This is a genomic window from Ovoidimarina sediminis (genome assembly GCF_032586175.1).
Taxonomy (GTDB): domain Bacteria; phylum Pseudomonadota; class Alphaproteobacteria; order Rhodobacterales; family Rhodobacteraceae; genus Ovoidimarina; species Ovoidimarina sediminis.
The window spans coordinates 95721-110310 of sequence record NZ_JAWHTE010000012.1; the positions used below are offsets into that span (position 1 = coordinate 95721).

At 64.5% G+C, this 14590-nt stretch carries 13 protein-coding genes; 2 read left to right on the forward strand and 11 right to left on the reverse strand.

What is annotated here, in order from left to right; all coding sequences use genetic code 11:
• Window positions 1–32: 32 nt before the first annotated feature.
• The 11 genes from RXV90_RS14790 to RXV90_RS14840 form a co-directional block, all read right to left on the reverse strand.
• Window positions 33–821: an ABC transporter permease gene (locus RXV90_RS14790; protein ID WP_316649591.1), complete on the reverse strand. Its 789-nt coding sequence runs from the start codon at window positions 819–821 to the stop codon at window positions 33–35.
• Complete coding sequence (locus RXV90_RS14795) at window positions 818–1786, reverse strand: ATP-binding cassette domain-containing protein (RefSeq protein WP_316649592.1); 969 nt, start codon at window positions 1784–1786, stop codon at window positions 818–820. Before RXV90_RS14795 ends, RXV90_RS14790 begins: the two co-directional genes overlap by 4 nt.
• A gap of 386 nt (window positions 1787–2172) precedes the next feature.
• Window positions 2173–2772: a protocatechuate 3,4-dioxygenase subunit alpha gene (pcaG, locus tag RXV90_RS14800; RefSeq protein ID WP_316649593.1), complete on the reverse strand. Its 600-nt coding sequence runs from the start codon at window positions 2770–2772 to the stop codon at window positions 2173–2175.
• Between the two features lies 1 nt (window position 2773).
• Entirely contained in the window at window positions 2774–3502 is a 729-nt protein-coding gene (gene pcaH, locus RXV90_RS14805) for a protocatechuate 3,4-dioxygenase subunit beta (RefSeq protein WP_316649594.1), read from the reverse strand.
• 153 nt (window positions 3503–3655) lie between these two features.
• Entirely contained in the window at window positions 3656–4426 is a 771-nt protein-coding gene (locus RXV90_RS14810; RefSeq protein WP_316649595.1) for an arylamine N-acetyltransferase family protein, read from the reverse strand.
• A 35-nt stretch (window positions 4427–4461) separates the two neighbouring features.
• Window positions 4462–5280, reverse strand: a complete 819-nt coding sequence (locus tag RXV90_RS14815) for an SDR family oxidoreductase (protein ID WP_316649596.1) — start codon at window positions 5278–5280, stop codon at window positions 4462–4464.
• Window positions 5277–6875 carry an FAD-dependent monooxygenase gene (locus tag RXV90_RS14820; RefSeq protein ID WP_316649598.1) on the reverse strand — a complete coding sequence of 533 codons (1599 nt, stop codon included), beginning with the start codon at window positions 6873–6875 and terminating at the stop codon, window positions 5277–5279. The genes RXV90_RS14815 and RXV90_RS14820 overlap by 4 nt, the downstream gene beginning before the upstream one ends.
• Window positions 6854–8302 (reverse strand): aldehyde dehydrogenase family protein, encoded by a 1449-nt coding sequence (locus RXV90_RS14825; RefSeq protein ID WP_316649599.1) that lies wholly within the window; start codon window positions 8300–8302, stop codon window positions 6854–6856. The genes RXV90_RS14820 and RXV90_RS14825 overlap by 22 nt, the downstream gene beginning before the upstream one ends.
• Window positions 8299–9147: an IclR family transcriptional regulator gene (locus RXV90_RS14830; protein ID WP_316649601.1), complete on the reverse strand. Its 849-nt coding sequence runs from the start codon at window positions 9145–9147 to the stop codon at window positions 8299–8301. The genes RXV90_RS14825 and RXV90_RS14830 overlap by 4 nt, the downstream gene beginning before the upstream one ends.
• Entirely contained in the window at window positions 9144–11093 is a 1950-nt protein-coding gene (locus RXV90_RS14835) for a TRAP transporter permease (RefSeq protein ID WP_316649602.1), read from the reverse strand. The genes RXV90_RS14830 and RXV90_RS14835 overlap by 4 nt, the downstream gene beginning before the upstream one ends.
• Window positions 11094–11097: 4 nt before the next feature.
• Entirely contained in the window at window positions 11098–12048 is a 951-nt protein-coding gene (locus RXV90_RS14840; protein ID WP_316649603.1) for a TAXI family TRAP transporter solute-binding subunit, read from the reverse strand.
• A gap of 106 nt (window positions 12049–12154) precedes the next feature.
• On the opposite strand from RXV90_RS14840, the gene RXV90_RS14845 reads away from it, so the two are divergent.
• A complete protein-coding gene (locus tag RXV90_RS14845; protein WP_316649604.1) occupies window positions 12155–13843 on the forward strand; it encodes a thiamine pyrophosphate-requiring protein in 1689 nt (562 codons plus the stop codon).
• A complete protein-coding gene (locus RXV90_RS14850; RefSeq protein ID WP_316649605.1) occupies window positions 13844–14584 on the forward strand; it encodes a sulfite exporter TauE/SafE family protein in 741 nt (246 codons plus the stop codon).
• Window positions 14585–14590 lie beyond the last annotated feature (6 nt).

Consider the following 14590-nt stretch of genomic DNA (forward strand, 5'->3'; position numbering starts at 1 on the left):
CCTGTTCGAGGTCACAGGCGCCAGTGGACGCGCTATTTCCTTCGGTAGATCACAAGCGTCAGAGGCATCAGGATCGCGGCAAGCAATGCAGGGGCAGCAACCGCCCCGGTCAGTCCGGGAAGGTTCGCGCGGCCCGCCATCAGATCCCTCATTGCCGTCGTCATCCAGGACACCGGGTTCGCCTCCACGATCGTGCGAAGCCAGTCGGGCATCGTCGCTGGCTCCACCATGATGTTCGAGGCGAAGACGACGGGAAACAGCACGGTGAAGCCCAACGTCATTACCGTCATCGGCGTCCTGAGCAGAAGGCCCAGAACAATAAAGCACCACCCGACCCCGAAGCCGATGGTAAGAAGAAGAAGGAACGCGGCCAGAACCCCCGGCACGCCGGCTTCCGGCCTGTAGCCGAGAAGAAGCCCGATCCCAAAAATCAGCGCCCCAGCAATCAAATGGCGCAGGACATCCCCCGCGATCAGCCCCGCAAAGGGGGCAAGAGGCCAGATGGGCAAGCTTCTAAACCTGTCGAAAAGGCCTTTTGACAGATCCGTCGACAGGCCCATACCCGAATAGACCGCGTTGAACATGACCGTCTGCACAAGAATGCCGGGCAAGAGATATTGAAGGTAATCCCCGGTCGATCCCGCCAGCGCCCCGCCGAAGACAAAGGTGAAAAGAAGTGTGAACATCACCGGGGTCATGACCAGATCGAAAAGCTGTTCGGGCACATGCTTGAACTTCAGCACCGCCCGCCACCCGAAGGTCAGGGCGTTGGCGATGGCGCCCGGCGGGCGCGGGCGATCTACCCTGCGATATCCCGTCATTCTGCATCCTCCGGTGCGCGGCCGGTCAGGGCAAAGAACACCTCTTCAAGGCTCGGTGCGCCCAGCGCGAAGTCCGCCGGTTCCAGCCCGGCCTCGATCAGCGCGGAAACGGCCGCCGTCGCTTCGGCTGGCGAACCAGCCATCACCGAAAGACGGCTGTCTTCGGCATTGCGGTGCACCTCATGGCCCAGAGTAGAGGCGAGAATGTCCTTCGCATTCGCGAGCCCTGCAGGATCGCTCAACGTCACCGTCAGAAAGCCTGCGCCGACCTGGGCCTTCAGTTCGCGGCTGGTGCCCTCGGCGATCTTCCGGCCATGATCGATGACGGCAATACGCCCCGCCAACTGGTCGGCTTCCTCGAGGTATTGCGTGGTAAGCACAACGGTTACACCCGCCCCGGCAAGCGATCGTATCAGCCGCCAAACCTTCTGACGTGCTGCTGGGTCGAGCCCCGTTGTAGGTTCGTCAAGGAAAAGCACCGCCGGTGTGACGACAAGCGAGGCGGCGATATCAAGCCGCCGGCGCATGCCCCCTGAATAGGATTGCACCTGCCGCTGCCCCGCATCGGCCAGATCAAACGCCGTCAGCAAATCGCCGGCCCGCGCCCGAGACTCCCTGTGCGAAAAGCCCCACAGCCGGGCGAGCAGTATGAGGTTCTCGCGCCCCGTCAGATCCTCATCAAGGGATGCGTATTGACCGGTCAGCGCGATGACGCTTCGCACACGCTCCGGCTCTGACATTAGGTTGTGGCCTGCGATCCGCGCTGTGCCACCATCGGGCGCTATCAACGTCGCCAGCATGCGGATCAGAGTCGTTTTGCCCGCTCCGTTCGGCCCAAGGATCGCGAATATCTGGCCCTTCGGAATATCGAGATCGACCCCGTCCACTGCAACGAGATCGCCAAAGCGTTTCGTCAGACCTCGCAAGCGGATCGCGAGGCCAGGATCGTCGCCAGTATCGCGCATGCCAGCCGAAGCCCGTTCCTGACAGTGGTGTTGACTGCGACGCCGCAAGGGAAAATCCACCCCGGCAGGGCGCTCAAGCGGAGCTTAGCGGCATAAGTCTGGCTGTCCAAGCAGGTAATCGCTGAGATCGCCCAGGCCGATGGAGGATATCAAGGCATTGAAATATATAACTTTTAAAACCGCCGCAATGAACGGCTTCGAGATGCCGATACGGAAGATCTTCCACGGAGTCCCCCGATGCCGAAGCTGACGTATCACGCACCTCATGCAGCCTGACGACGGTGTTGCGCGCTGGCCGGAGGCAGAAGTCGGGACGCGTTTCGTCAGGCCTGAACGCGCGCGCCCCGCGCTTCACACGTCACAAACCGGGTTGTCCCGGCGGGACGTTACAGATCCAGAAACACCGTCTCGCCTTCCCCGCGAAGCCTGATATCGAACCGGTACTCCCCCGGCGCCGTGCGCGCGGCGATTAGCGTTTTGACCCGCGGTCGCTGCTCGATGCGCGACAGCAAGGGATCGTTGTCGTTCTCCTCATCCTCGAAATAGATGCGGGTGTTGAGCCCGATGTTGATCCCACGCGCGACCAGCCACAGCGAGATGTGAGGGGCCTGAAACCGACCGTCACGAAGCTGTGTCCGGCCCGGCTTCACCGTCTCGATCAGGAATTCGCCGGTTTTGCCGTCCGCCGCATAGCGGCCGAAGCCTATTACGTTCGGGTCCGCGTCCGGTTGTCCGGGAAAGATACCCGACGCATCCGGTTGCCACGTCTCAAGCATGATATCCGACAGAGGCCATCCGGTGCCGTCGAAGACCTGGCCGGTGATCCTGATCGCCTCGCCCTTTGCGCCCTCACGGACAGGGCTGCCGCCCAGATCCTCAGGATAGACACCCTCGACGCCCGCAAAGGTCGGGACACAGCCGATATGCACATAGGGGCCCGCCGTCTGGCTGGGGGTTTCGTTCAGAAGATCGAGTTTCTGGACCATGTCACATTCCCTCCGGCCGGTTTTCGAACATCGTTTGCCGCCGTCCACGCAGCACAATGTCGAAGCGATAGGCAAGGTAATCCATCGCCCGCGAATTCTGCATGTCGAGCGGCGCCACGAGGCTTTCGATCTGGCCGCGATCTCGGATCGTGTGGACGATTGGGCATCGTGCGATCAGGGGATCACCCTCGAAATACATCTGAGTGATCAGCCGCTGGCCGAAGGCATGGCCGAAGACCGAGAAGTGGATGTGCATCGGACGCCAGTCGTTCGCCCGGTTCGGCCAGGGATAGGCGCCGGGGCGCACCGTCATGAATTCGTAATAGCCGTTCTCGTCCGTCAACGTGCGCCCGCAGCCGCCGAAATTCGGATCGAGCGGGGCGAAGTAGGTGTCCTTCACGTGCCGATACCGCCCGCCGGCATTGGCCTGCCAGACTTCGATCAGCGTTTCGGGCACGGGCCGTCCGGCTTCGTCCAGCACGCGGCCATGCACGCGAATGCGCTCGCCCACGGCGGGAGCGGCGCCCTGCGTGTAGTTCAGGATCATGTTGTTATCGAGGGGCCCGATCAGGGAGTGCCCGAACCGTGGCCCGGTCTCTTCGGACGGCGTTGATTCCAGAGACAGAAGCGCGAGTGAAGGCGAGCGCGTGACCGACGTCTTGTAATCGGGATCATGGGCTGCGGGATGCAAATCCCGCCGCCGCGGCATTAGGGGGCTTGGGTCGGTCATCGGTGCGTTCCTCCGTTCCAGTCAGGGGCGTTTATTGGCGCAGACGCGCCTTCCCCTCATCGTTTCTCTTTTCTTGGTCTGCATTGATACACATCAGGCAGGGCGACGGCACCGCTCTTTGCGGCGACGCAAGGCATGGCTTCGGGGCGCTGGTCATCCCGATTGCTCCTCAACGCTTCCCAGGACCCGCACGATTGCGCGTTCGTCCTCGTCCACAACTGAAAGCCCGAACTCCCGGCCAAGGCAGGCCGATACTTCCTGCGCCGAGCGAAGCCATCGTTCCTCAGCCTTTCCGGTGTCGCGGACACGGGCAAATCTTCCACCTTCGAGCGTGCGCCGATCGGCATGGTCACCCAGCGACGCGACGATCCTGCTGCGAAAGATCGATGAGGGCAAAGTCGCCGCCAGCCAGTTCGCTGCGTCGATATCCCCCGGCCCGACCAGTTCATCCTGAAAGCAATAAAGCGCCGCCATGCGCCCGTCTGCCATGCGGCGCGAAAGAACGGTGCCCAGCCCCGGCTCTTCCGTCAGGGCGTAAGGATCCGGTGCCACCGCCCCGAGTGCTATCGGCACATCCGGACTGGGGCCGCCGAACCCGACATCGGCCAGCCACGCCATGCCTTCGGCTTCCACCCGCAGAAACAGATGGTTGCGAGGGCCCGGCACATCCTTTTGCCAGAGCACGCGCGCCAGCATCGGCCGGAGGGCATATCCCAAAGCTTCAAGCCCGAACGCCAGGAGACCATTGAGCTCGAAGCAATAGCCACCCCGCCGGTCCGAAACCATCTTGTCGATCAGCGTATCACGATCGACTGGCGGAACGTTCCCGCGGAGCACCGTCAGGTTTTCGAACGGGATCGACCTGAGATGCTGTCGGACGATCAGACGCAGCGTATCGACGGAATGTTCCGGCCGGCCGTCCACGCCGATTCTCCGAAGCCACGCCGAGACCCAGTCGTTCATCCCCTTCCCGGCGCTCCCGTTACTGCGTCGACGGCCCCGATGATCGTTTCGGTTTCGAGCTGGGCGGTCAGCCCGCCATCAGCCTCTATATTACAGCCGCGGACCCAGGCCGAGGCCGGATCGGCGAGGAAGGCGACGACAGCGGCCACTTCCTCTGCCCGACCCGAGCGGCGTGTAAGCTCGATGCCACGGGTCGCGCGCGCCCCGAAGGCGGCAGTGAAATCCTCGAGAATCGGGGTATCTATTGCAGCCGGACTGATGCAGTTCATGCGCAGATCACGATCCAGCAGGGACGCGGTCATCGCCTTTGTCCACGCCACAACGGCCTCTTTCGACAGGTCGTAGGACCGGACCGTATCGACACTCTCTTCGGTCACAAACCGGTCCAGCCGCGCGCTGTCAGGTTGCGCCATCAGCCGCCGCACCTGTTCGATGTTCTCACGCCAGCGCGCCCCTGCCTTCGAGGCGAGGTTAACGATGCTGCCGCCTTCGGGCATTCGCGGCAGAAGCTGAAGGGTCAGCCGCCGCAGCGCAAGGAAGTTGACCCTAAGCACTTGGGCCTCGGTACCGGGCCGCGGGGGCAGCCCTGCGGCGTTGACAAGGACGTGGACGGGCATCTCCGGCATGGCGATCATTGGACCGGGATCGTCGAGATCGGCCTTGATCCAACGGTCCGCGGCATCACCAGGGTCGTTACGATCGATACCGATGACCGTGAGGCCCCCGTCGCGCAGAGCGCGCGCAGAGGCCTGCCCAATCCCCGAAGCCGCACCGGTCACGACGGCGCAGCGACGATCGCCCACCCCCTCGGTCATACCCCGCCCACGCTGTGAGCGAGGATCTCACCTGGCGTCCCCACAGACTCTCCGGCCCAAGCCACGAAGCGGTCCGGCCGCAGGAGGATACGGTCTGTGCCATAAGCACCCTGCCACGCTTGCGGCAGGTCGGCATCCGTCAGAGGGATGCCAAGCTTTCCTGCGGCGGCCGCAAACTCGCCCCGGCAGGCGGCATCGCCCGCCAGCAGCGTGAACCCGGGGCCAAGACCATCGATCACGGCACGATCCCCGCCCGATCCGGGCGGCGGAAGAAGATGGCCTGTCCGCGCCAGAAAGCTGTGCGATCCCCGCGCGCTCGGGCTGCCATCGCCAGCATTCGCGACGATCGGGGAACCCTGATAATTCGGCTCGAAATTATCGACGTCCCAGGTGTCGGACTGGCTTTCAATCCAGGCCCGTTCGAACGCCGATTTGTCCTGATCGGGGCTGTGCTCTCTCAAGAAGCGGCGATCCCGCTCGATATAGCGTTCGATGAAATCCCGGGCTGTCGATGCGAAGACGGGCCGCCGTTCGGCATCGTAACTGTCGAGAAGCGTGGGCCCGCCCCAGCCCTGAATGGTGGCCGACAGCTTCCAGCCCAGGTTCCGCGCATCTTCGAGCCCGGTATTGATCCCGTAACCGCCATAGGGCGGGTGGGAATGTGCCGCGTCCCCTGCGATGAAGACCCGGCCCTGGCGGTATCGGTCGGCAAGGGCGATCCGCAGATCCCAGAGGCCAACATACGTCAGATCGAGATCGAATTCCTGACCGACCGCACGATAGAGCAGTGCCCGGAAATCGTAGTTCTCGGTCGTCGTCCCCGCCGGGACGGGTGCGTGGAAGAACCAGCTTCTGCCGTGATCGACACGACCGAAGAACATCCAGTACCCGTCCTGATCAGGATTGAGCACCTTGTAGATTGCCTTCCCGGGATGCCGGTTCAGCAGTTCGTGCAACTCCTGGCTGTCGAACACCAGAAGCGCCATCAGACGGTCGTGATCGGCCCGTGTCTCGGGGATGCCCGCCGCTTCGCGTACCATCGAGCGGCTGCCATCGGTGCCGATGAGGTAGGACGCTCGAACCGTATCGGTCTTCCCGGTCGCCATATCGGCAACCTCCAGTTCCACCCCGGTGTCATCCTGCGAAAGCGCCGCGCCCCGCCAGCCATAGCGCACCCTCACCGTATCGAGCGCCGCCACCCGCGCTCGCAGAACAGCCTCGGTCTTGTACTGTGGCACGCGCGCATTCCGGCCGAAGTAGTAATCCCCCACAGAAGCGCGGTTGAACCAGTCGAGCGCATAGTCCGACATCAGCGTTCCATAGATCGTCATGCCGCCAATGCCGGCGTCCTTCGGAAGGGGATGCGCCGCCCGCAGCTCTGCTTCGCACCCCCAGGACTGGAAGTGCTCGGCTGTGCGCTGGGTCAGGTTCTGGCCCTTCGGGATCGGCTGCGGTTCGGGGTAGCGTTCTATGACACACACGGATATCCCGCGCTGTCCCAGTTCGATTGCAAGCCCCATGCCAACCGGGCCGCCGCCGTTGATGACGACATCGAAATCGTTCGTATTGCCCATCAGCCCGATTGCGGGGTCCATCCCGCCTCCATGTAGATATGCTTGGTTTCGAGGAAATCGTGCAACCCCTCGGGACCGTGCAGCCGCCCGAGGCCAGACTTGCCGTAGCCGCCCGTTTCGCCTTCGGCAAAGAGCCGCAGGTGCGAGTTGATCCACACCGTTCCAGCCCGGATCGCACGTGACGCCCGCATTGCCCGGGCCCCGTTCTGCGAGAATACCGACGCGGCCAGCCCATAGGCGGTGGCATTGGCCTTGTGCACCGCTTCGGCCTCGTCCGCGAAACGCTCGACCGAGACGATCGGGCCGAAGAGTTCTTCCTGCACGAGCGGCGAGGCGACATCGTCGATCCGGAAAAGCGTGGGGGTCAGGAACGCCCCCTTGCCCAGCCGCTCGCCCTTCAGAAGCATCTCGCCCTCGTCACCCGCCTGTTCGATCAGCGCCTCGACGCGGGCGCGGTTCGGCTCGTCGATCAGGCTGCCCATATCGCTTGCCGGGTCGTCGCCCGGCCCCGTGCGAACCGCGCGGAAGGCCGTCGTCAAACGTGCCTCGAACTCGTCCGCGATGCTTTCGTGCACCAGAAACCGCGCGGCGGCGACGCAGATCTGCCCGGCCATCGCGAGCGCGCCGTGCGTCAGTTCGCGCACCGCAAGGTCCAGATCGGCATCTTCGAAAATCACAGCGGGTGCTTTGCCGCCAAGCTCCAGCCCCACCCGTTTCAGCGTCGGGGCAGCAGCGGCCATGATCGCCTGGCCCGTACGGCTCGACCCGGTAAAGCTGATCACATCGATATCGGGCGACGCCGTCATCGCCTGCCCCACCGCGATCCCGTTCTCGTTGACCGAATTCACTATTCCCGGTGGCAACGAGGGGGCCGACACGATCGCCTCCATGATCCGTGCGTGGACGAGTGGCGTCTGGTGCGCAGGCTTGATCACGGTGGTGCAGCCCGCCGCAAGCGCCGGGGCCAGCGACCGCATCAAAAGCGTGACCGGGGCGTTCCAGGGCACGATGATGCCCGCCACGCCGGCCGGCTCGCGATTGAAGAGCGACATGTTGCCGGGCGCGGTTTCCTGCATCGTGCCTCGGATGTTTCGGGCGAGACCCGCGTAATAGCGGGTTTCCGAAATCGCACCCATGGTTTCGCCGATTGCCTCGGCCCGGATCTTGCCGTTCTCGGCCACGACGAGATCGGCGATCTCGTCTTTCGCTGCCGCCAGACGGTCGGCGATCTCGAACAGCGCCTGCGCGCGCAACCGCGGCGAAGCGGACCACTCGCTTTTGAAGAAGGCGTCGCGCGCAGTGCGGGCCGCCTCGTCCGCGAGCGCGCCGCTGCCGGGGCAGAACTGGCCGACCGGCGCGAGGGTCGCGGGATTGACACTGTCTTGGGGCGCGGCATCTCCCGCCACCCACTCGCCTCCGATGTAATGCCGTGCTGGCGTCACTGTCATCTTGTTCCTCCATGTTCGGGCATGCGGGGCGCCGTCACTCGGTCCGCATGAATGTCGTTTGCCGTCCGGGGCGACAGCGCCGTTTCATCCCAACCGCCCAACGCGGCGCTGACCCGGCGCGACGCGTCGCGCACGGCGGCCCCGATCTCGGCAAGCCGGGCGTCATTCGTCACGTCGGCGGCGTCGCTTGTCAGGCAAAGCGCGCCGTGCGGGCTTTGCTCACCAGCAAGGACCGGGCCCGCAACGGCAACCACCCCCGGCGTGACCTCGCCCCGGGCCGCCGCGATCCCGTTGCGTCGTACGGCGCGCAAAGCATCCATCACATCCACCACCGTTGTCCCCACACCGGCACCGGCGAATTGCGCAAGATATTCGCTTACCAGCTTCCGTCGCTCCCGCGCAGGCAGAAAAGCAACAATCGCCCGGCTGGCCGCACCCCGTCCCAGCGGCATCGGACGGCCACGGGGATAGCTGGATTTCGGCGTGTCCGACGATACGACAGATGCCACACACAAGAGCTTGCGACCGTACCAGCGGACGAGAAAGGCGGATCCCGGGAAGCGAGCCGCCAGCGCCTCTAGCTCGGGCTGACCCGCACGGATCATCGGGTCGGCCCGGGTCATAAGGAAATCCAGCTCGGTCACGCGTGGTCCAAGCGTGAAGCCCGCCTGTGGGAGCGAGGCGAGATAACCCGAATCCTTGAGCGTCTTGAGATAGCGGTAGAGTGTGGGCCGGGAATAGCCGAGCTCCGCCATCATATCTTCCGGTGTCCATTCCGGGCGCGCCTCGGTGAAGAGATCGAGGATTGCGAGAATGCGCTCGCCGGAGCCGGACACGCTCGTCATTCCGCGGCCTCCCCGGCGACGTGTCTGCGTGCAGCCAGCGCATCGGCCAGCATCAGCCCCGCGCCAAGCGCGACGCCCAGCGCATCGGTCAGGACTGCGCCGGGGAAGGCCGAAGCTGGAACGAGCGCCATGAGCCCGGCACAGGCGAATAACACCCGCTGCAACAGGCCGAGGGGCCGCGCGAAATAGCCCGCGAGTGCGGATGAGACGAGCCAGACCCCTATCCCCGCTGTCACGACGGCAAAGGCGATCTCCGTCGGTCCGCCGATCAGGATCAGCGTGGGAGAGAAGGCGAAGAGCACCGGGATCACATAGGCCGACCAGCCGAACCGCATCGCCGACCAGCCCGTGGCCATCGCGGGCGCCTTGGCGATCGACGCCGCGGCAAAGGCCGCCAGCGCGATCGGCGGCGTGATCATCGACATCATCCCGAAATAGAGAACGTAAAGGTGCGCCGCGATCGGCTCGATCCCCACTTCGATCAGCGCGGGCGCGACCAGGGCGGCCAGAAGGACATAGACGCCCAAAGTTGGCAGCCCCATACCGAGTATGATGCAAACGATCGCCGACAGCGCGAGCAGCATCACGGCACTGCCCCCGCCGACCTGAACCAGGGCGTATGTGAGATTGAAACTTAGCCCCGTGATGTTGAGAACCCCGATCACGATGCCCGAGGCAGCGGAGATCAGAAGGATCTCGAGCACCGAATGCCCGGTCTTCGCAATGCTTCCGAACAGAGCGGCGATGGTCGGCCGTTGCCCCTTGTAGCCAAGCAGAAGCGCCGTCCCGCACAAAGCAAGGACGGCCCAGAGCGCGGCGCGCTCGGGCTGATAGCGTTGCCAGAAGAGGAGGTAGATCAGAACCGCGAAGGCGAGGACGAAATGCAAACCCAGCGCCACGTCGCGGCCTCGCGGGATCTCTGACGCGGGCACCCGGCGGATCCCGAGCTTGGCGGCTTCGAGATCGGCCTGAATGAACAGGGCCACGTAGTACAGGATCGCCGGAACCAGGGCGGCCAGGACGATCTCGGAATAGGGAACGGCCAGGAACTCCGCCATAAGGAACGCCGCCGCCCCCATCACCGGCGGCATCAGTTGCCCGCCCGTCGAAGCCACGGCCTCGATCGCGCCCGCCTTGTGGGCGGGATAGCCATCGCGCTTGATCATCGGGATGGTGACGACGCCGGTACCCACGACATTGGCCACGGCCGATCCGGAGATCGACCCGAAGAGGCCGGATGCCAGCACCGCGATCTTCATCGATCCGCCGCGGAACCGGCCCATTGCAAGCATGGCGGCGTCGGTGAAGAATTGCGAGCCGCCGGTGATCCCCAGCAGCACGCCGAACAGGATGAATGCCACCACTACGGTAGAGGCTACGGAAATCGGCAGGCCCAGAATGCCATTCGAGTCGACGGCCATGTACCCGGACAGCAACTGCCAGCTTTGGGGGCGCCCCTGCAGCCGGCCTGGAAACAGATCACCGAAAAGTGCGTAAAGCAGAAAGACAGCGATGATCAGTACGAGCGCCCAGCCCGTCGCCCTGCGCAACGCCTCGAGCAGGAGGGCAATGATAATCAGCCCTGGAACCCAGATCTCAGGCGGGCGGGCGAAGATCATCAGGACGAGCCTGGGGTATTCCACCGCGACGAAACCAACCGCTGCCATCGCCACAAGCGCGAGCGCCACGTCGATCCACGGAACCCGCGAACGTACGGTCCCGCGCCGGGCAGGAAGGCTCAGATAGGCAAGCGGCAGCGTGAAGAACAGCATCGCCGCGAAGAATTGCTGCGGGTAGAGGTCGAGCCCGATCTTTCGCTGAAGCGACAGCGCCCAGCCGACTGCAATGAGAACGAGCCCCGCGGCGAGCAGGTCGCCGAGGGGGCGCGTCACCGCGGCGGAAAGACCGCCGCGGCTTGCCAGTCTGACGTCGTCGGGCGCCGTCACGGTGTCAGTTCAGCCCGACTTCCTCGAAGAACTTGAGTGCGCCGGGATGGAACTCCGCGATCCCCGGATCGCCTTTCATGTTCTCGGGCCGGAAGGCGCGGAACGGCGGGAAGGTATCGGCCATGACCTGCGCGTTCTCGTACATCGCCTTTGCCATCGCGTAGACCACATCATCCGGGGCGTTGGCATGAGTGAAGATCACCTGCGGAAAGGCGATATAGGTATCGTCCTCGATCACGCCCGGCATCGCCCCAGCCTTCAGATCCAGAAAGAACGCGGTCGGCCAGTGCTCGCGCGCCGCTGCGAGGGCGGCATCGCTGGCATCCTCTACGCCGAGCGCCCTGAGGCCACCAACGGCGGCATCCGCCTCGCGCACCTTGCCCGCGCCATGGGCGAAGATGAAGCCCACCGTATCGCCGGCCATGAAGGCATCGGCACCGGCGACGACTGAGGCGACCGAAACCTTCTCTACGTCATCCCGCGTCATGCCCGCCGTGGCGTAGAAAGCCGAAAGCTGCGGCAAGATCGTGTTCTGCGCCGTATAGCCATCGGTCATCGGCAGGCCCTTCAGATCCGACACCTTCATGATGTCGCTGTCGGCACGCACGAAGATCGCCTCCACAAGCGGCATCAGATGCGCAACCACGCGCAGGTTGGGGTTTTGCTGGCCATTCCACCACGCTTCGCCGGTGATCGCGTAGTTCACTTCCTGAAGGTTGGCGACCCCGAACTCGATCCCGCCCTGATCGACGAAGGGAATAAACTGGTTGGGGCTGGTCGCCGGCTGAATCGTCGTGTTGAGGCCGCCGGCATTCGCGGCATTGGCCACGGCCGTTCCGATATTATGGAAAAGCGATCCCGGGTTCGATGTCGCGATCCCCGCATTCTGGGCCAGCGCGGGCCCAGCGACGGCAAGACCAACAGCAGTGAAAGCTGCGGCAAGAAGCTTGTTCATGTTTTTTCCTCCCATGGATCTCAATTGGGCAAAAATCCCAACTATTGAGATTGTTTTTGACAATATAAGGCGCATCCCGAATATCAAGCACACAAAGGGAGGCGGGATGGCAGAGACAGACGCAACAGCGGAGACCGGGGCCGAGGCCCTGCTGACAGCGCTGCGGGCCTGCGGTGTCCGATATCTCTTCGCGAATGCAGGAACGGATTTTCCGCCGCTGATCGAGGGGCTGGCCCGGTTGCCTGCAGCATCGGTTCCAACCCCGGTTACCATCCCGCACGAAACAGCCGCCGTTGGAATGGCCCATGGGTTCTGGTTGGCGACGGGAGAACCGCAGGCGATCATGGTGCACGTCAACGTGGGCCTCGCGAACGCCGTTATGGGGGTAATCAATGCGCGTGCCGACAACGTGCCCTTGGTGGTGTTGTCGGGCCGTACGCCCCTGACGGAAACTGGCCGCCCGGGGGGGCGTGTCACGCCGATCCAGTATGGTCAGGAGATGTTTGACCAGACGTCTCTCGTGCGCGAAGCGGTGAAGTTCGACTATGAAGTGCGCTATCCCGAACAATGCGACAGCCTCCTGCGGCGCGCCGCATCGGTTGCCTGCTCGGCCCCAGAGGGACCGGTCTATCTGAGCCTTCCGCGTGAACCGCTCACCGAACGGTTGCCTGACGGCCACCGCCCTTCGCCCGATATGGCACCGGCTCGTCCGGCAGCACCGGACCCTGACGCGATCGACCGGCTGGCAGGCTGGTTGGCAGAGGCCGAGACCGCCGTCATTCTATGCCAGCGCGGCGATCCGGCGGCGGAGCTTGGACGCACGCTTTCGGACGTTTCCGGAAGGCTTGGCATCGGCGTATGCGAGCCTTTCCCGGTGCGAAACCTTCTGGCAAGCGACGATCCCGCGCTTCTGGGTTACGATCCGGCCGACGCTTTGAGCGGCGCCGATCTGGTGATTGCGCTCGACAGCGGCGTGCCGTGGATCGCCCGCACCTCGCCCCCAAGCGATCGCGCACGCATCGTGCATATCGGCCCCGATCCCCTTTTCGGGCATATGCCTGTACGCGGTTATCGCAGTGATCTCAGCATCACCGCCGATCCGCGCCTCGCCCTTCTCGCGCTTGAGGAACGCAGCACTCCGAACCCCGGCCGTGCCTCCCGGGTGGCGGAGCGGGCCGCGAAGCGCCGCGCGTCAAGCGTGACGGAGGCCCCGGCGGAGGACGCGCCGGCCACGCCCGCCTGGTTCAGCCACTGTATATCGGAGATCATGGACGATGACGCGATCGCCTTCAGCGAACTGGGCCTTTTGCCCGGCGTCATGTCCCTGAAAGGGCCGAACCGCTTCTTCGGAAACCCGCACTCGGGAGGGCTTGGCTGGGGTCTGCCTGCCGCGCTGGGTGCCCAGCTGGCGGACCGAGACAGGCTGGTGATCGCCGCAATCGGCGACGGCTCCTACATGTTCGCCAACCCCGTGGCCTGTCACCAAATCGCCGAGGCGCTGGAATTGCCGGTGCTGATCGTCGTCAAGAACAACGCGATGTGGAACGCGGTGCGCCGGGCGGTAAAGGGCGGCTATCCTGACGGCGCGGCCATGAAGCGGAACGAGATGCCCCTGACATCGCTTGAACCCCTACCCGATTTCGCAGCCGTCGCCCGTGCATCGCGCGCCCACGCCGAACGGGTGGAGCATGGCGCGGATCTGCCCGCCGCCCTCGCCCGCGCGGTCGATGTCATCCGCACCGAGCGGCGTCACGCCCTTCTCGATGTGCGCGTGACGGCAACGGATGTTCTCTGAATGACCGCGGCAGACCTGATCCTCGCCGCCTTCGGCATTGCCCTCGGCGGGTTCCTCAAGGGGGCCACGGGTGCGGGTGCGCCAGTCGTGGGCGTGCCAATTCTCGCACTGGCCTTCGGCGTGCCCAAGGCGGTGGCGATCTTCTCGGTGCTGAACCTCTTTTCGAACACCTGGCAGGCCTGGGCCTATCGCGGGTCGCTTGGCCGAATGCGCTTCGTGGCGGCCTTCGCGATAGCCGGGGCGCTGGGCGCCGCCGCCGGATCAGTACTGCTGGCGTCGCTGTCGACGGATATGCTGATGGGCGGGCTCGCCACCGTCGTCTTCCTCTACATCGGGCTCCGCCTCGCCCGCCCCGACTGGCAGATCGGACGCGCACGGGGTGAGGCCATCGCCGGGCCGGTCGGCTTCGTGGCCGGACTGATGCAGGGCGCGGGCGGCATCTCTGCCCCGGTTTCCGTGACCTTTCTGAACGCCATGCGCCTTGAACGGTCGGAATTTGTGGCCACGATCTCCGTCTTCTTCTTCATGATGTCCGCGTTGCAGATCCCGTCACTTGCCGCGCTCGGGGTACTGACATGGGACAGGGCGGGGCTGGCCCTCGTAGCAGCGATCCCGCTTTTCGGCGCGATGCCGCTGGGCGAGATGGCCGCCAGGCGCGTCTCCAAGGCGACGTTCGACAAGATGATCCTGCTTCTGCTCGTCGTCGTGGCGCTTCGGTTGGGTTATTCCGCCCTCACCTAGGGCGTT

Excerpts from the sequence above, each read along its gene's own strand:
- RXV90_RS14790 (WP_316649591.1), bottom strand. The coding sequence starts at position 821 with ATGACGGGATATCGCAGGGTAGATCGCCCGCGCCCGCCGGGCGCCATC.
- RXV90_RS14795 (WP_316649592.1), bottom strand. The coding sequence starts at position 1,786 with ATGCGCGATACTGGCGACGATCCTGGCCTCGCGATCCGCTTGCGAGGT.
- pcaG (WP_316649593.1), bottom strand. The coding sequence starts at position 2,772 with ATGGTCCAGAAACTCGATCTTCTGAACGAAACCCCCAGCCAGACGGCG.
- pcaH (WP_316649594.1), bottom strand. The coding sequence starts at position 3,502 with ATGACCGACCCAAGCCCCCTAATGCCGCGGCGGCGGGATTTGCATCCC.
- RXV90_RS14815 (WP_316649596.1), bottom strand. The coding sequence starts at position 5,280 with ATGACCGAGGGGGTGGGCGATCGTCGCTGCGCCGTCGTGACCGGTGCG.
- RXV90_RS14820 (WP_316649598.1), bottom strand. The coding sequence starts at position 6,875 with ATGGACCCCGCAATCGGGCTGATGGGCAATACGAACGATTTCGATGTC.
- RXV90_RS14825 (WP_316649599.1), bottom strand. The coding sequence starts at position 8,302 with ATGACAGTGACGCCAGCACGGCATTACATCGGAGGCGAGTGGGTGGCG.
- RXV90_RS14830 (WP_316649601.1), bottom strand. The coding sequence starts at position 9,147 with ATGACGAGCGTGTCCGGCTCCGGCGAGCGCATTCTCGCAATCCTCGAT.
- RXV90_RS14840 (WP_316649603.1), bottom strand. The coding sequence starts at position 12,048 with ATGAACAAGCTTCTTGCCGCAGCTTTCACTGCTGTTGGTCTTGCCGTC.
- RXV90_RS14845 (WP_316649604.1), top strand. The coding sequence starts at position 12,155 with ATGGCAGAGACAGACGCAACAGCGGAGACCGGGGCCGAGGCCCTGCTG.
- RXV90_RS14850 (WP_316649605.1), top strand. The coding sequence starts at position 13,844 with ATGACCGCGGCAGACCTGATCCTCGCCGCCTTCGGCATTGCCCTCGGC.